This is a genomic window from Rhizobium sp. RU36D, from assembly GCF_900176345.1.
Taxonomy (GTDB): domain Bacteria; phylum Pseudomonadota; class Alphaproteobacteria; order Rhizobiales; family Rhizobiaceae; genus Allorhizobium.
Map to the genome: position 1 here is coordinate 1 of NZ_FWXU01000013.1, position 15,984 is coordinate 15,984.

General features: G+C 63.0%; 14 protein-coding genes. 10 read left to right on the forward strand and 4 right to left on the reverse strand.

Annotated features, from left to right (window positions below):
• Positions 1-320: 320 nt before the first annotated feature.
• Together B9A97_RS16450 and B9A97_RS16455 are read right to left on the reverse strand one after the other, a co-directional pair.
• Positions 321-1,250 carry a dihydrodipicolinate synthase family protein gene (locus tag B9A97_RS16450; RefSeq protein WP_084366449.1) on the reverse strand — a complete coding sequence of 310 codons (930 nt, stop codon included), beginning with the start codon at positions 1,248-1,250 and terminating at the stop codon, positions 321-323.
• Between the two features lie 329 nt (positions 1,251-1,579).
• On the reverse strand, positions 1,580-2,350 hold the full coding sequence (locus B9A97_RS16455; protein WP_084366450.1) for an SDR family NAD(P)-dependent oxidoreductase: 771 nt from the start codon (positions 2,348-2,350) through the stop codon (positions 1,580-1,582).
• 132 nt (positions 2,351-2,482) lie between these two features.
• Here B9A97_RS16455 and B9A97_RS16460 point away from each other — a divergent pair, with 132 nt between their 5' ends.
• From B9A97_RS16460 to gcvPB, 4 genes are all read left to right on the forward strand, one after another.
• Positions 2,483-3,445, forward strand: coding sequence for a 3-hydroxyacyl-CoA dehydrogenase (locus tag B9A97_RS16460; RefSeq protein WP_084366451.1), 963 nt, complete (start codon positions 2,483-2,485; stop codon positions 3,443-3,445).
• A complete protein-coding gene (locus B9A97_RS16465; protein ID WP_084366452.1) occupies positions 3,438-4,577 on the forward strand; it encodes an ATP-NAD kinase family protein in 1,140 nt (379 codons plus the stop codon). The genes B9A97_RS16460 and B9A97_RS16465 overlap by 8 nt, the downstream gene beginning before the upstream one ends.
• Before the next feature lie 71 nt (positions 4,578-4,648).
• Complete coding sequence (gcvPA, locus tag B9A97_RS16470; protein WP_084366453.1) at positions 4,649-6,055, forward strand: aminomethyl-transferring glycine dehydrogenase subunit GcvPA; 1,407 nt, start codon at positions 4,649-4,651, stop codon at positions 6,053-6,055.
• The gene (gene gcvPB, locus B9A97_RS16475; RefSeq protein WP_084366454.1) at positions 6,052-7,584 is read left to right on the forward strand and encodes an aminomethyl-transferring glycine dehydrogenase subunit GcvPB; all 1,533 of its coding nucleotides are present in this window, start codon (positions 6,052-6,054) and stop codon (positions 7,582-7,584) included. Before gcvPA ends, gcvPB begins: the two co-directional genes overlap by 4 nt.
• A 69-nt stretch (positions 7,585-7,653) precedes the next feature.
• On the opposite strand, the gene dgoD is transcribed toward gcvPB, so the two are convergent.
• Together dgoD and B9A97_RS16485 are read right to left on the reverse strand one after the other, a co-directional pair.
• Positions 7,654-8,802 carry a galactonate dehydratase gene (gene dgoD / locus B9A97_RS16480; protein ID WP_084366455.1) on the reverse strand — a complete coding sequence of 383 codons (1,149 nt, stop codon included), beginning with the start codon at positions 8,800-8,802 and terminating at the stop codon, positions 7,654-7,656.
• A gap of 38 nt (positions 8,803-8,840) precedes the next feature.
• The gene (locus tag B9A97_RS16485) at positions 8,841-9,614 is read right to left on the reverse strand and encodes a FadR/GntR family transcriptional regulator (RefSeq protein WP_143530523.1); all 774 of its coding nucleotides are present in this window, start codon (positions 9,612-9,614) and stop codon (positions 8,841-8,843) included.
• 191 nt (positions 9,615-9,805) lie between these two features.
• Here B9A97_RS16485 and B9A97_RS16490 point away from each other — a divergent pair, with 191 nt between their 5' ends.
• The 6 genes from B9A97_RS16490 to B9A97_RS16515 all read left to right on the forward strand — a co-directional run bounded on the left by B9A97_RS16490 (position 9,806) and on the right by B9A97_RS16515 (position 15,981).
• Positions 9,806-10,789 carry an arabinose ABC transporter substrate-binding protein gene (locus tag B9A97_RS16490; protein WP_084366456.1) on the forward strand — a complete coding sequence of 328 codons (984 nt, stop codon included), beginning with the start codon at positions 9,806-9,808 and terminating at the stop codon, positions 10,787-10,789.
• 54 nt (positions 10,790-10,843) lie between these two features.
• The gene (gene araG, locus B9A97_RS16495) at positions 10,844-12,343 is read left to right on the forward strand and encodes an L-arabinose ABC transporter ATP-binding protein AraG (protein ID WP_084366457.1); all 1,500 of its coding nucleotides are present in this window, start codon (positions 10,844-10,846) and stop codon (positions 12,341-12,343) included.
• Between the two features lie 17 nt (positions 12,344-12,360).
• A complete protein-coding gene (gene araH / locus B9A97_RS16500) occupies positions 12,361-13,311 on the forward strand; it encodes an L-arabinose ABC transporter permease AraH (protein ID WP_084366458.1) in 951 nt (316 codons plus the stop codon).
• Positions 13,308-14,171 (forward strand): aldose 1-epimerase, encoded by an 864-nt coding sequence (locus tag B9A97_RS16505; RefSeq protein WP_084366459.1) that lies wholly within the window; start codon positions 13,308-13,310, stop codon positions 14,169-14,171. Before araH ends, B9A97_RS16505 begins: the two co-directional genes overlap by 4 nt.
• 1 nt (position 14,172) lies before the next feature.
• Complete coding sequence (locus B9A97_RS16510) at positions 14,173-14,952, forward strand: SDR family oxidoreductase (protein WP_084366460.1); 780 nt, start codon at positions 14,173-14,175, stop codon at positions 14,950-14,952.
• 153 nt (positions 14,953-15,105) lie between these two features.
• Positions 15,106-15,981 carry a 2OG-Fe(II) oxygenase family protein gene (locus tag B9A97_RS16515; protein ID WP_084366461.1) on the forward strand — a complete coding sequence of 292 codons (876 nt, stop codon included), beginning with the start codon at positions 15,106-15,108 and terminating at the stop codon, positions 15,979-15,981.
• Positions 15,982-15,984 lie beyond the last annotated feature (3 nt).

Here is a 15,984-nt window from a genome sequence, read left to right on the forward strand (position 1 = left end):
TCCCCTTTCGTGTCCGAGATCGTCGCCAAACGCTCGAACACAAGTAGAATCAACACCGTGCGCCATGTCCACCAAATTTAAACCGGACAGCAGTGCCCCCGAGCCGGGATCCAGTGCGATCAAGTCTTTGATCCATTATGATCAAGTTCTTGATCATAAGGACTCCTTTCACGGCGCAGACGCGCCGTGGCTAGATTCCGGCTCAAGGCCGGAATGACGGGAAGTTGGAGTTGCACACTTGAACAACACATCAGCAGTCTGAGACAAGGCCGCAATCCGCAGCCTCGTCTTCTTCCTTCGGGCATGCTGTCCGTTACGGATCAGCCGATCTCGGCCAGCAGCTTGTCGAGCTCCTGCATCACGCCGGACAGCACGGCCAGGCGCTGCTTGCCCTCATCGCCCAGCGAGGCGAAGGTGGTGAGCGGCGGGCGCACATCGCCGACGGGATAGCCGGCGAGGGATGCCAGCGCCTTGGAATAGCACTGGTGGCCATAGGTCGGGTGACCCTCGGCAATCGTATGCTCGATCTTGGTAATATGCGCCTGGATGCGCTTGGCATCGTCGATGCGCCCGGCTTCCAGCAGGCGCCAGAGCTTCTGCGTTGCGCGCGGAATGTAGTTGCCGAAGGGATCGACATAGCCGACAGCGCCGAGCAGGAAGGATTCAACGATCCGCTCGCCGGCGAAGACATTCATCGCACCCTTGGATTCGCGGATCACGTCGAAGACGCGACCGACATCCGTCGAGGCTTCCTTGATATACTGCACCTGCTCGAAAGCGGCCGTCAGCTTCGCCACAAGCTTGGCGGACATGTCGACATTGGAGGTGAACGGATTGTTGTAGAGCATGATCGGCAGCTTGGTGGCCGCGCAGATCGCCTTGTAGTAGCCGTAGATCTCGTCTTCCGTCGGCGTGTAGTAGTAGGGCGGCAGGATCATCAACCCGTCGGCGCCGAGGTCTTCGGCCATCTTTGCATAAGCCGCGGCCTTCGGCGTCGAAGCATTCATCGCGCCGACCAGCACATGCATGCGGCCGTTCACATGCTTGACCGTCGCGTCCACATAGGCGTGGCGCTCCTCGTCGCTGATCGTCAGGAACTCGCCCGTCGTGCCGAGAATGATCACGCCGGGAACGCCGCATTCGATCTGCCAGTCCAGGAAGCGCTTCAAGGCCTCGTAGTCAATGGCGGCTCCGTCAGCGGTAAAAGGGGTTACGGTAACCGTGTAGCTACCCCTGAACTGAATGCCCATATGGCTCAACTCCTGTCATGATGCCTGATGTTTACGATTGGTCAGGAGGCTGAGTCGGCTCCTGCCGAATGACTTTTGCTAATCGCACATTTGTTCATAATGCGCACGTTGTCAAGATTTTGAGGTTAGTGCCTGGTTGGCGCCTGTGCGCAAGGAAGGCGGCGATGCAGCCTCTGTTTGCTAGCGATTACAGACGGTTTGCGGGCCGTTTCCGAGAGTAAAGGCTAGCGCGGATTTGGCGACGGTGGTGCATATTCGCACCACCGTTCGAAATTGGTGACTTGATTGAGGCGCGAATCGTGCCGTGAGACCGAGGCGCCTAGATCGTTTCAGCGCACATAGCTTGCGCCGTTGAAGTCGAGCGTCGCGCCCGTGAGGTGGCGGCAGGTTCCCGTCGAAAGAAAGCCGATCAGGGAGCCGATTTCCTCCGGCGGCACCCATTCGCCCATGGCAAGGCCCGCGGTCAGCTTTTCCACGCCGCCCAGCACGGCGGCAGCATCCTCCGACATGCGGGTTTTCACCACGCCAGGCGCAATGATATAGGCCAGGATGTTCTGGTTGGCATAATTGCGGGCAATCGTCTGGGTCGCGGCTTTCAGCGCGCCCTTGGAGGCCGCATAAGCGATGGTTTTCGGGCTGGATGAGCCGCGTTGCGCGTTCCAGCTCACGACCGTGACGATAATGCCGCCACCCTTTTCCTTATAGTGGTGAACCGCTTCGCGCATCAGGTCCGACGGTGCCCGGACATTGACGGCGAGCGTCTTGTCCCAGACCTCGTCCCACTCGCCCTGGGGCTCCTCGATCCCGCCGGCATTGAGAAAGATCGCGGCGTTGTTGACGAGGACATCGATCCGCCCGCGCCAGGCCACGGCCTCCTGCCAGAGGCGACGGGCGTCGCCTTGCTGGCCGAGATCCGCCTGGAGCGCAATCGCCTGGCCGGGCGCTGCCCCGGCAATCGCCGCCTCGGCGCCCGCGCGGTCGCTGCCATAATGGGCAACGACATGGGCGCCCATGTCCAAAAGGGTCTTCGCCGTCTCGGCGCCGATGCCCTTGGATGCCCCGGTCAGCAACACGGTCTTGCCGGTGAGTGAAAACGTCATCAGGTCTCTCCTTTGCCAGTCCCGAGCAGATATCCGAACATTTGTGCGAATTTCAACGATTTTCTGTTGCTGTTTTTGCGCGGCCTGCTTTAGGATCGCGTCATCTTTCGATAGCACGAGACAGTCAACATCATGAGCGTCAGTTTATCCGAGCCCACAAAAATCGCATTGGTTGGTGCTGGCGCGATCGGATCGGGTTGGGCCATCGTCTTCGCGCGAGCGGGTTTTCACGCCGTGCTCAACGACATCAATCAGGCACAACTCGACGCGGCAAAGCGGCTGATTGCCGATCGCTTGGCTGAGCTCAGCGACTTCGGCCTGCTGGCCGAACCGTCCGAGACCGTGGCTGCGCGGCTGACCTATGACATCGACCTTGGCGCCGCGATCCATGGCGCCGACCTCGTGATCGAATCCGCGCCTGAGCGGCTCGAAATCAAGCAGGCACTGCTGCAGCGGTTGGTCGAGGGCACCGGTCCGCAGACCGTGATTGCCTCATCTTCTTCCGCGATTACCGCCAGCGCCATGGCGGAAGCTCTCCCGGACCGGCATCGCTGCCTCGTGGCCCATCCCGGCAACCCGCCTTATCTGCTGCCGGTGGTGGAGCTGGTGCCGGCACCTTTCACGGCAAAGGATATCGTCGAGAAGGCGAAAACCCTCTTCACCGCGGCCGGCATGTCCGTGGTCACGCTGGCGCGGGAGGTGGAAGGTTTTGTCTTCAATCGGCTTCAGGGCGCGGTGCTCAGGGAGGCCTATTGCCTGGTGCGAGATGGCGTTGTTGGCGTGGATGAACTCGACGCTGTCATCCGCGATGGCCTGGGCATGCGCTACGCCTTTATTGGACCGTTCGAGACGAGCGACCTCAATGTGCGCGGTGGCATTGCCGCCCACGCGGCGCGCATGGCGCCGGCCTATGAGCGCATGGGGGCGGAGCGCGGCCAGCACGATCCCTGGACCGCTGAACTCGTCGACAAGGTGGCGGACCAGCGGCGCGCGGCCTTGCCGCTTTCGGACTGGGAGGCCCGCGTGGCCTGGCGCGACCGCAGGCTCATGGCCTTGAACCGTTTGAAGCGCGAATTGCGTGAGGCCGATGCCTGACCGCTTGAGGATCGGCTTCCTCGTCAATCCGCTGGCCGGCATCGGCGGACGGCTCGCCGCCCATGGCAGCGATCATCTGGGCAGCCTCGCGGACGCCTTGGGCCAAGGCGGCGTGCCCCAGGTGGCAGAGCGTGCCGCCCGGTCCTTACACCGATTACGCCGCGAATCCTCTGCTTTTCGGCTGCTCACGGCTCAGGGCACTATGGGCGGCGATATTGTCCGAGACTGCGGAATCGTCGCCGAAACCATATGCGACAGCCAGGCGACAACGACGGCAGAAGACACGCGCCGCGCCGCCGCGGCTCTCGTGGAGGCGGGCGCGGAGATCTTGCTGTTTGCCGGCGGCGACGGCACGGCCCGGGATATCCTGGATGCAGTCGGCGATCGCATTCCTCTGGTTGGCATACCCGCTGGCGTGAAGATGCATTCGGCCGTATTCGCGCTGAGCCCGGAAGCGGCGGGCGAGACGGTGGCGGTGATGGCGCGACAGCCCCGGGGAATACCCCTCAGGTTTCGCATGGCCGAGATCATGGATGCGGATGAGAGGGAGCGCGCCCGGGGCAACCCGTCGCTACGCCTGTTTGGTCATGCCCGCGTGCCGGACCTGCCGCGATTTCTGCAGCCCGCCAAGGGTGGGCGTATTGTCGGCGGCGAGGCGGCAATCGCCGCCCTTGGCCGGCAATTGGTAGCCGAATTATCAGGGCGATCGCTGGTGGTGATCGGACCCGGCACCACGATGCAAACGATCAAGCAGGCCTTCGGTTTTGAAGGAAGCCTGCTCGGCGTCGATGTCGTGCTGGATGGCGCCACCATCCGCCGGGATGTCGATGCCGCCGCGCTGGAGCATCTGGCTGGCCGATGCGACGATATCACCGTCATCACAGGCGTCATCGGGCAGCAGGGTTTCGTCTTCGGCCGCGGCAACCAGCAGATATCGCCTGGGCTGTTGCGGTCCTGCCGGCGGGAAAACCTCATCATCGTGGCGACGCGCGAAAAGCTGGCCGCCTTGCCCGGCGGCATGCTGCATCTCGATAGCGGAGATCTGGAGGTCGATCGCGGTCTCTCGGGCTACATCAAGGTGCGCACCGGCCCGGTGGACAGTCTCGTCATGCGGCTCGAGGCCTTTCTCTGAGCTTGCGGCGCCGATTGCAATATGCGTACATTTGTGCGACAGTCGAACAAAATTTCGAGTAGGAGATGACGATGGCCACTACGACAGCCCATCCCTGGATGGCCAACAGTGTCGAGGACATCAAGGCGGAAATGCTGTCCGTGATCGGCGCGGCCTCGATCGAAGACCTGTTCGCGCAAATCCCGGCGGATCATCGGGCCAAAACGCCGATAGCCCTGCCACCGGCGATCCGCTCCGAGGCGGCGTTGAAACGGCATCTGCGCGACATCGCCGCCAGGAACGCCAATTGCGAAACCCACCTCAACTTTCTCGGCGGCGGGATCTGGCAGCATCATGTGCCGGCCGTCTGCGACGAACTGGTGCGCCGGCAGGAATGGCTGACATCCGTGTTCGGCTCTCCTGAGTCGGACCATGGCCGCAACCAGGCCTGGTTCGAGTTCTGCAGCCAGTTGGGCGAGTTGCTCGACATGGATCTCGTCGGCATGCCCGTCTATAGCTGGGGCTGCGCGGTGGGGCACGCCATTCGCATGGCGGTTCGGCTGACCGGCCGCTCCCGCGTCGTGCTGGTCGGCCCCATGTCGCCGGAGCGCCTGTCGGTCATTGAAACCTATTGCGCCTCGGCCTCCAGCGGACGCGCCATCGAGATCGATCTCTGCGGCGTGGATCCGCAAACCGGTTGCGCCGATCTCGCAGCGCTTGAAAACCTCATCAGCGAGCAAACCGCGGCCGTCTATTTCGAGAACCCGAACTATCACGGGCTGTTCGAAGAAAAGGCCGCGGAGATCGCCAGGATGGCGCGCTCCAGCGGCGCTGAAGCCATCGTCGGTGTCGATCCCCTGTCGCTCGGTATCGTCGCGCCGCCTTCTGCCTATGGTGCGGATATCGCGGTCGGCTCGATCCAGCCGCTGGGCGTGCATATGCATGGCGGCGGCGGTGTCGGCGGCTTCATCGCCTCGCGCCATGAAGCGCGCTATGCCCTGGAATACCCCACCTTCCTCGTGTCGATGGCGCCCACCAGCGTGCCGGGCGAGCATGGTTTTGCGCTGAGCCTGTTCCACCAGACCTCCTATGGCATGCGCGAGGAGGGCAAGGACTGGACCGGCAATTCCACCTATCTCTGGACCATCGCTGGCGCCGCCTACATGGCGCTGCTCGGCCCACAGGGCTTTGTGGAGCTTGGCCGGCGCATCATCGCCAATTCAAGACATGCGGCGGACAGGATAGGGCAGGTGCCTGGCGCGCGGATCGTTCACGGCAAGGGTTTCTTCAAGGAATTCCTGGTGGATTTCACCGCATCGGGCAAGACGGTCGCCGAGATCAACAAGGCGCTATTGGCCCACGGCATCTTCGGCGGCATCGACCTCTCCGCCGGCGATCGCGCCGCGCCCCAGGTCGCGCTCTACTGCGTCACCGAGATCCATCAGCCCGGTGATATCGATCATCTCGTTTCCTCCCTCACCAAGGTCCTTGCCGCATGAGCCGCCAGATCCCTCGCTACCACGCCGCTCGCTGGGACGAACCTGTGATCACCGCCATGGGCCAATCAGGCCGTCGCGGGCTGATGTTTGACGATGCGCCGGAGGCAGATGGGCTCGTGCCGGCAGCGCTTCGACGCGCAAAGCCGCCCGAATTGCCGGAGCTTTCCGAGCCGGAGGTGTTTCGCCATTATCTGCATCTGGCGCAGATGACGCTCGGCATGCAGGGCGTCAGCCTGTTCGGCACCTGCACCATGAAATACAATGCCCCCGTCAGCGAGGCCATCGCCTGGCGGCCCGATATGGCCGAGACGCATCCGGCCCAGCCGGACGAGACCCTGCAGGGCTCGCTGGGATTCATCCACCGGCTGGACCAGATGCTGCGGGCGCTATCCGGCATGGACCAGTTCGTGTTCCAGCCCGGTGGTGGGGCGGATGCCGCCTATACCCATTGTGCGGTCACCCGTGCGTGGCTGAAGGCGCGCGGCGAGCTTGGCAAGCGCGACGAGATCATCACCTCGATCCAGGCCCATCCCTGCAATCCGGCAACGGCCGCCGCCGCCGGCTTCAAGGTGATCACTTTGACGCTGGAGAAAAACGGCTATCCCTCCCTGGAGCAGTTGAAGTCCGTCGTGTCAGACCGCACCGCCGCACTGATGATCGGCAATCCAGACGACATGGGCATCTATAATCCCGACATCAAGGAATGGGTGCGGATTGTCCATGAGGCCGGCGGGCTCTGCTTCTATGACCACGCCAATTTCAACGGCGTCATGAGCCGGCTGAAGGCGCGGGAGCTGGGCTTCGATGCCTGCATGTACATGCTGCACAAGACTTTTGGGGCGCCAAAGGGCGGCAACGGCCCCTCCGTCGGCGCTTATGGCTGCTCGGCGGAACTCGCCCCGTTCCTGCCGGCGCCGGTCGTGGTGCAAGGCGCTGATGGCTACCGGCTGGACTATGACCGCCCGCAATCCTGCGGCAAGATCCGCGAATATTTCGGCAATGCCCAGCAGGTCATGAAGGCCTATGCCTGGACGGCGGCCATGGGCGCCGAAGGCATTGCAGAAGCTGCGGATCTGTCGGTGCTGGCCAACAATTATATGGATGCGCGCTTGGCCAGGATTCGCGGGCTTGCCCGCTCGCATCCTGAGATCACCGTGCCGCGCATGGAAATGACGCGCTGGTCGATGGAGCCGCTGAGGCAGGAAACGGGCGTTTCGGTGCTGGACGTGCAGCGCCGCATGACCGATTTCGGCATCGATGCCTTCTGGCTCAGCCACGAACCCTGGCTGGTGCCGGAGCCGTTCACACCGGAGGCCGGCGAGATGTGGTCCCGGGAGGACATCGACCGCTGGATCGACGTGCTGGAAACGGTGGTCGAGGAGGCCTATGCCGATCCGCAGACGGTCATTTCGTCACCCCACCGCCAGGCCATCCACAAGCTCGACGGCGCCCACCTGAACGATCCCGCCCGGTTTGCCACGACCATGCGCCGGCAGCGTAAGGCATCTGGAGCCGGTGGCCGCGATTAGCAGCGGTCCAGGCTGTCCCGGCGGACAGCCTGGGCAAAGCCCTGGCCGGGTTTAGCGTCCCGGCTGGCCTCACCACTCCGCGAAACTGCCGTCCGCATGGCGCCAGATGGGGTTGCGCCAGCGGTGGCCTTCCTTGGCGCGCTCGATCACATAGGCCTCGTCCACCTCGATGCCGAGGCCGGGGCCCTGGGGAATGCTGACGAAACCATCGGCATAGTGGAACACATCCTTGTTGACGATGTAGTCGAGGATGTCGTTCGACTTGTTGTAGTGAATGCCGAGGCTCTGCTCCTGGATGAAGGCGTTGTAGCTGATCGCATCCACCTGCAGGCAGGCAGCCAGCGCAATGGGGCCGAGCGGGCAGTGCGGTGCGAGCGCCACGTCATAGGCCTCGGCCATGGAGGCGATCTTGCGGCATTCGGTGATGCCGCCGGCATGGCTGAGATCCGGCTGGATGATGTCGACATAGCCGTCCGACAGCACCTGCTTGAAATCCCAGCGGGAATAGAGACGCTCTCCCAGCGCGATCGGCGTCGAGCAGTGGTTGGCGATTTCTTTCAGCGTCTCGCGATGTTCCGAGAGAACCGGCTCTTCGATGAACATCAGCTTGAACGGCTCCAGTTCCTTGGCCAAAACCTTGGCCATGGGCTTGTGCACGCGGCCATGGAAATCGACGCCGATGCCGATATGGGGGCCGACCGCCTCGCGAATGATGGCGATGGTTTCCACCGCGTGGTCGATCTTCGCGTAGCTATCGACGATCTGCAGCTCTTCGCAGCCATTGAGCTTGATTGCCTGGAATCCGCGGGCAACCACATCGCGGGCATTGTTGGCGACATCGGACGGGCGGTCGCCGCCGATCCAGCTATAGACCTTGATCTTGTCGCGGACCTGGCCGCCGAGCAGCGAGTGGATCGGCTGGCCCAGCGCCTTGCCCTTGATGTCCCACAGCGCCTGGTCGATGCCGGAAATCGCGCTCATATGCACGGCGCCGCCGCGATAGAAGCCACCGCGATACATCACGGTCCAATGATCCTCGATCAGGAAGGGGTCCTTGCCGATCAGGTAGTCCGAGAGCTCATGCACGGCCGCTTCCACCGTCAGCGCCCGGCCTTCGACCACCGGCTCGCCCCAGCCGACGATCCCCTCATCCGTTTCGATCTTCAGGAAGCACCAGCGCGGCGGGACGATATAGGTGGTGAGTTTGGTGATCTTCATGCGCGTCTTCTTCTCTGCTGTTCGGGCCGATGCCCGTGTTATCTGCTGGTGTTTCGACCGATCACGCGTTCGGCCGCGGCAAGGTCGTGCACGGCGAGATCGAGCATGCGGTTGGCCGCGTCCCGCGCCTTGGCACGATCGCGCATGCGCAAGGCCTCGACCAGTTCGCCATGGATGATCACAGCATCTTCGCGGCTTTCCACGGCGACGTTGGAGGCATGCAGCGCATAGCGCAGGGCGGCATGGATGGCGCTTGAGAGCCGGCGGAACACCTGGTTGTGGCTGGCCGCCAGGAGAACGGCGTGAAACTGCACGTCGGCTTCCGTGAAGCGCTCGGGATCATCGCTCGAATCGCGCATCTGCCGCCAGGCATTTTCCAGGTCGGCGATCTGCTGCGTCGTGGCGCGCTCTGCCGCAAGTTCGGCTGCCACCGGCTCGATCGTGCGGCGCGCTTCCAGGATGCAGCCCAGGAGATCGAAATCCTTGATGTAGGGACCGATCCATTCCAGCACGTCGGCGTCGAGAATATTCCAGTCGTCCTTGTCGCAGACGACGGTGCCGACCCTGGGCTTGCCGCGCAGCAGGCCCTTGGATTCAAGGATTTTGAGGGATTCCCGGATGACGGTGCGGCTGACACCGTAGATCTCGCACAGATCGTTCTCGCGCGGCAGCTGGCTGCCCGGCGGATAGCGGTCCGCACAGATATCCTGCGCGATGGCGACGGTGACGTTGCGGCGCACGCGCGGCCGGCGAACCGCCTCGACCGCTTGGTCCTCACCCTTTAGCTCGACCGTCTCCACCCTGGCCTCCATCACTGCCGATCCTCCATCGTCTACCCGAATTCGCAAGGGCTTACGATATCGCACCGCCATGCCAAAACGCCTTGTGCAGATCTTTATCTCAATCATCATACCAAGGCAATTGACTGGTATGATGATTTAACCTAATTCTTGGGCACTGCCGGGAGGCAGTTGCTCAATTAATGGGATTTGGGAGAGAACACATGCGCTCATGGAAAGCAGCCATCCTGGCTGGCGTCGTCGCGTTCGCGGCTGCCGGCTCGACCTTTGCCGCTGACGTCAAGATCGGCTTCCTCGTGAAGCAGCCGGAGGAACCCTGGTTCCAGGACGAATGGAAGTTTGCCGATCAGGCCGCCAAGGAAAAAGGCTTCACGCTCGTCAAGATCGGTGCCGAAGACGGCGAAAAAGTGCAGTCCGCGATCGATAACCTCGCCGCCCAGGGCGCGCAGGGCTTCATCATCTGCACGCCCGACGTCAAGCTCGGCCCCGGCATCGTCGCCAAGGCGGCCGCCAACGACCTGAAGGTCATGACGGTCGACGACCGCCTCGTCGGTGCCGATGGCAAGCCGCTCGAAGACGTCGTCCACATGGGCATCTCCGCCACCAAGATCGGCGAGACCGTGGGCCAGGCGATTGCCGAGGAAATCAAGAAGCGCGGCTGGGACATGAAGGACGTCGGCGCCATCAGGGTGTCCTATGACCAGTTGCCGACCGCCGTCGACCGCGTCGAAGGCGCCATCGCAGCCCTGAAGGCCGCCGGCTTCCCGGCCGAAAACATCTATGACGCGCCGCAGGCCAAGACCGACACCGAAGCAGCGCTGAATGCTGCAACGACGGTTCTGAACAAGAACGCCAATGTGAAGCATTGGGTGGCCTTCGGTCTCAATGACGAGGCCGTGCTGGGTGCGGTTCGCGCCACGGAATCCGTCGGCATTGCTGCTGAAAACGTCATCGGCGTTGGCATCGGCGGTGCGGAATCGGCGATCAACGAGTTCAAGAAGCCCACCCCGACCGGCTTCTTCGGCACCGTCATCATCTCGCCGAAGCGCCACGGCTATGAAACCGCGCTCAACATGTATGAGTGGATCGCCAACGGCAAGGAGCCGGAAAAGCTGACGCTGACCGCTGGCGCGCTTGCCCTGCGCGACACCTATGAAGCCGTCCGCAAGGATCTCGGGATCGAGTAATCTGCAAACACGCCCGGCGGCATTCGCGCCGCCGGGTCTTTCCGCGGAGCTTCCATGGCCTTCCTCGAATTCAAAGATATCAGCAAGGGCTATCCGGGCGTCCAGGCCTTGTCGAATGTGTCCTTTTCCGTGGAAAAGGGTGCCGTGCATGGGCTAATGGGCGAGAACGGTGCCGGCAAGTCCACCCTGATCAGGCTGCTGTCCGGGGACCAGTCCGCCGATACCGGCACGATCTCCATCGATGGCGTGCCGCAGACCTACAAGTCGGTTCGCGATGCCTTTGCATCTGGCGTGATCGTTATTCACCAGGAATTGCAACTGGTGCCGGAATTGACGGTTGCAGAAAATCTCTGGCTCGGCCGTTTTCCGGCCGCTGCTGGCGTCATCAACAGGCGCAAGCTGGTCGATAGCGTCGCGGCAAAGCTCAGCGAGATCGGGATCGACATCGACCCCTCGGTCAAGGTTTCGTCCCTGTCCATCGGTGCCCGCCAGATGGTCGAGATCGCCAAGGCTGTGATTCTCGACGCGCGGGTCATCGCGCTGGACGAGCCGACATCCTCGCTCTCCTCGCGGGAAAGCGAAATCCTCTTCGCGCTGATCGAGAAGCTGAAGGCGCGCGGCACCGTCATTCTCTATGTGTCCCATCGCCTCGACGAAATCTTCCGGCTCTGCGATAGCCTCACCGTGTTGCGCGACGGCAAGCTGGCGGCCCATCACCCCAAGATCGCCGAGACCACGCGGGACCAGATCATCGCGGAGATGGTCGGCCGCGAAATCAGCAACATCTGGGGCTGGCGGCCGCGTGCCTTCGGCCCTGCGCGCCTTGAGGTGCGCGATCTCAGCGGACCGCATCTGCCGCGCCCCATCAGCTTTTCGGTCCGGCAGGGCGAAATTCTCGGCTTCTTCGGGCTGATCGGCGCCGGCCGCAGCGAAATGGCGCGCCTGCTCTATGGCGCCGATCCTCGCAGTGGCGGCACGGTCACCGTGGATGGCGCGGCCGTGGTTCAGGACAGCCCGTCCGCCTCGATCCGTGCCGGCATCGTGCTTTGCCCCGAGGACCGCAAGCATGACGGCATCGTCCAGGGCCGCCCCATCGAAGAGAACATCACCATATCCTCCCGGCGGCATTTCTCGCCGCTGGGTATCCTGAACACCCGCAAGGAAGCCTCGGTGGCCGACGAGTTCATCGCGCGGCTCAGGGTCCGCACACCCTCCCGGCGACAGGACATCGTCAATCTCTCCGGCGGCAACCAGCAGAAGGTCATCCTCGGCCGCTGGCTGTCCGAGCAGGGCATCAAGGTCCTGGTGATCGACGAACCCACCCGTGGCATCGATATCGGCGCCAAGGCGGAAATCTACGAAATCCTCTACGGCCTCGCAGCCGAAGGCATGGCGATCGTGGTGATATCGAGCGAACTGCCCGAGGTCATGGGCATTTCCGACCGCATCATGGTGATGTGCCAGGGGCGCGTCGCCGCTGATGTGGGCCGTCCCGATTTCGACGATCGCCGGATCCTCTCCGCCGCCTTGCCCGACAAAACCGCCGCCGCTTAAGACGCAGGAACGATATAATGACTTCCCTCAGGAAACTTCTTCTCGGCGAACAGGGCCTGGTGGTGATCTTCGCGATCGCCTTTGCCATTGTCGCGCTGACGGTTCCCAATTTCATGACCGAGCGCAACATGCTCGGCCTGCTGCAATCGGTCGTCACCATCGGCATCGTCGCCTGCACCATGATGTTCTGCCTCGCCTCGCGGGATTTCGACCTTTCGGTCGGCTCGACAGTGGCCTTTTCCGGCATGATCGCCGTCATGGCGTCCAATGCGACCGGGTCGATTGTGCTCGGCCTTCTCGCCGCGCTTGCCAGTGGCGCCTTTGTCGGCCTGATCAACGGTGTCGTCATCGCCCGTTTCAGGATCAACGCCCTGATCACAACGCTCGCCACCATGCAGATCGTCCGTGGCTTTGCGCTGATTGCCTCGGATGGCCGGGCTGTTGGTATCAACGATCCCGGCTTCTACCAGCTGGCGCTGTCACGCTTCCTCGGCATTCCCACGCCGATCTGGATCATGGTGCTGCTGTTCATCGTCTTCGGCTTCGTACTGAACCGCACCGTCTTCGGCAAGAACACGCTGGCAATCGGTGGCAATCCCGAGGCGTCGCGACTGGCCGGCGTCAATGTCGTCAACATGCGCATCTGGATCTTTGCCTTGCAGGGGCTCGTCTGCGCCATCGCCGGTATCCTGCTCGCATCGCGCATCACCTCGGGCCAGCCGAATGCGGCCACGGGCCTTGAGCTCTCCGTCATCTCCGCCTGCGTTCTCGGCGGCGTGTCGCTGGCCGGTGGTCGCGCTGCCATGAGCGGCGTCATCGTCGGCGTGCTGATCATGGGCATCGCGGAAAACGTCATGAACCTTCTCAATATCCAGGCCTTCTACCAATATGTGGTGCGCGGCCTGATCCTGCTGGTCGCCGTGTTGCTCGACAATCTGAGATCCTCGGCTGCCGGGCTGCATCGGTGACATCGCTGCCCGCGGTCATAGACCTTGCGGACGGCGCCCTGGCCGTCCGTGTCTCACGTCACGGCGGTGCTTTGCTGGACGCCCGGTTTGACGGCGTGCCCTTCCTGGTGCCGGCGGGTGGTCCCGAGGGCAGCATGGCCAGCTTTCCGCTCGTCCCTTTCGGTAACCGCGTCGAGCACAACGGCTTTGACATTGATGGAACGGAATATCGCTTTCTGCCGAATACCGGCGATCCGCTCTATCTGCATGGCGATGGCTGGCTGTCCCGCTGGGACGTGACGCATCAAACCGCGTCGTCGGTGGTGCTGTCGCTGCGTCATCGACCCAATGCCACGTCCGCCTATGATTATCAGGCGGAGCAGACCATCTCTGTCGCCGGTGATCAACTGACGCTCAGGCTCTCCGTCACCAATGCGGGCAGCAAGCCGGCGCTTTACGGGCTCGGCCAGCATCCCTTCCTAGCCATGACTGATAACACCCGGCTCACCGCCACCGCGACCGGCGCCTGGAGCGAGCGGGCGGGGCATCTTCCGGATCGATGCGGACCGGTTCCCGCCGATCTCGATTTTTCCGCCGGTGCCGCGCTTCCTTCAGGCTTCGTCAACAACGCCTTCGAGGGCTGGGATGGCAAGGCCGTCATCGCCTGGCCGGAACTTAAGCTGGCGGCCGATCTCGCGGCATCGCCGGAGCACGGTGTCTTCATGCTTTACAAGCCCGCCGAACGCGCCGACTTCTTTTGCTTCGAGCCCATGACGCATCTGCCGAACGGACATCACATGGCGGGATATGGCGGGCTGACATTGTTGCAGGCTGGCGAAAGCATCAGCAGCCACATCGCGTTACGCATCAGGAGGCTATAGGGTGGTCAAGCGGCTTGACGGTAAACGGATCATGATCACGGGTGCGGCCCAGGGCATCGGTCTTGCCATGGCAGAGGCATTTGCGCGGGAAGGCGCTGCCCTGCTTCTGATCGATCGCGATGAGGCGCTTCTTGGCGAAGCAACTAACACGCTCCGGGCAGCCGGTGCCCGCGTCGCCGCGGTGACGGCCGATATCACCGACGCGGCGGCCATTGCCGAGGCCGTGTCGATCGCAGGCCGGGAGATCGGCGGGATCAACGCGCTGGTCAACAATGCCGGCGTCAACGTCTTCGCCGAACCGCTGGCCTCGACAGACGAGGAATGGGCGCGCTGCTTCGACATCAATCTCAAGGGCGCTTGGAACTGCTGCCGTGCCGTGCTGCCAGGCATGCTTGAGAACGGCGGTGGCGTCATCCTCAACATCGCCTCCACCCATGCCTTCACCATCATCCAGCACACCTTTCCCTATCCGCTCGCCAAACATGCCCTGCTCGGCATGACCAAGTCGCTGGGGCTGGAATATGCCGCGAAAGACATCAGGGTGAACGCGCTGGCGCCCGGCTATGTCGCCACCCAGAAGGTCATCGACTACTGGAACAGCTTCCCCGATCCCGAGGCGGCCAAGGCGGACACCATGAAGCTCCATCCCGGCGGACGGATCGCCTTGCCGCAGGAAATCGCCATGGCGGCGCTGTTCATGATTTCGGACGAGTGCCCCTTCATGAATGCCACCTGCCTGACGGTGGATGGCGGCCTCAGCGTCCAGCAGCATCCGGCCTGACGCTCTCGGCAAGCAAGCCGGTCGCTCTGTCCTGACCGGCGTCGCTTTCTTTTGACGGACGGGGCGTAAGCGCTTTGTTGCTTGTTCGTGCCACGGCTTCAACCTAGCCTTTTTTGCAACCGGCCCGGCCGGATGAAAAAAGGGGAAGAGCCAATGTCCGAGACAGCCGCAGACATCGAAATCGATACCGGCGTCGCCGCGGTATCCTACCTAGATCCCAACGCGCCCGCCCTGTTTGCGGAATCGCTTCGCACCACGGGTTTCGGCGTGCTGAGGGATCACCCCATCCCCCAGGCGCTTGTCGACGAGATCCACCGGGATTGGCTCGCCTTCTTCGATAGCGAGGCAAAGCACGCCTATGCCTATGACAAGGAGAAGCATGACGGCTTCTTCTCCACGGCCGTGTCGGAGGTTGCCAAGGGCAACGACAAGAAGGACCTCAAGGAATACTACCACTATTTCGGCTGGGGCCGGTATCCGGCTGAGGTCTCCGATGCCGCCCGCCGCTATTACGAGCTTGCCGGCGCCCTGGCCGCGGAGCTTCTGTCATGGCTTGAGACGCACACGCCGCCGGATGTGCGGGCCGGCTTTTCCATGCCGCTCGCCGAGATGATCAAGGACAGCCCGGCGACCCTGTTGCGCATCCTGCGCTATCCGCCGCTCACTGGCAATGAGCAGCCGGGCGCCTTGCGAGCCGCGGCGCATGAGGACATCAATCTGTTGACCGTGCTGCCGGCCTCCAACGAGCGCGGCCTGCAACTGAAGACCGCCAGCGGCGAATGGGGCTATGTGCCCTCGGATTTCGGCACGCTGGTGGTCAATGTCGGCGATATGCTGCAGGAGGCATCCGGCGGCTACTACAAGTCCACCAGCCATCGGGTTGCCAATCCGACGGGTGAAAGCGCGCGCCGGTCGCGCATCTCGTTGCCGCTGTTCCTCCAGCCGCGACCTGATGTCGTGCTGTCAAGCCGCTATACGGCCGGCTCCTATCTCGAGGAGCGGCTGCGCGAGCTGGGCGTCAAGCAGTAACCT

Bases quoted from the DNA above. Each gene is read 5' to 3' on its own strand.
- B9A97_RS16485 (WP_143530523.1), bottom strand. From the start codon at position 9,614: ATGGAGGCCAGGGTGGAGACGGTCGAGCTAAAGGGTGAGGACCAAGCG.
- B9A97_RS16450 (WP_084366449.1), bottom strand. From the start codon at position 1,250: ATGGGCATTCAGTTCAGGGGTAGCTACACGGTTACCGTAACCCCTTTT.
- araG (WP_084366457.1), top strand. From the start codon at position 10,844: ATGGCCTTCCTCGAATTCAAAGATATCAGCAAGGGCTATCCGGGCGTC.
- B9A97_RS16515 (WP_084366461.1), top strand. From the start codon at position 15,106: ATGTCCGAGACAGCCGCAGACATCGAAATCGATACCGGCGTCGCCGCG.
- B9A97_RS16465 (WP_084366452.1), top strand. From the start codon at position 3,438: ATGCCTGACCGCTTGAGGATCGGCTTCCTCGTCAATCCGCTGGCCGGC.
- B9A97_RS16455 (WP_084366450.1), bottom strand. From the start codon at position 2,350: ATGACGTTTTCACTCACCGGCAAGACCGTGTTGCTGACCGGGGCATCC.
- gcvPB (WP_084366454.1), top strand. From the start codon at position 6,052: ATGAGCCGCCAGATCCCTCGCTACCACGCCGCTCGCTGGGACGAACCT.
- dgoD (WP_084366455.1), bottom strand. From the start codon at position 8,802: ATGAAGATCACCAAACTCACCACCTATATCGTCCCGCCGCGCTGGTGC.
- araH (WP_084366458.1), top strand. From the start codon at position 12,361: ATGACTTCCCTCAGGAAACTTCTTCTCGGCGAACAGGGCCTGGTGGTG.
- gcvPA (WP_084366453.1), top strand. From the start codon at position 4,649: ATGGCCACTACGACAGCCCATCCCTGGATGGCCAACAGTGTCGAGGAC.
- B9A97_RS16460 (WP_084366451.1), top strand. From the start codon at position 2,483: ATGAGCGTCAGTTTATCCGAGCCCACAAAAATCGCATTGGTTGGTGCT.
- B9A97_RS16490 (WP_084366456.1), top strand. From the start codon at position 9,806: ATGCGCTCATGGAAAGCAGCCATCCTGGCTGGCGTCGTCGCGTTCGCG.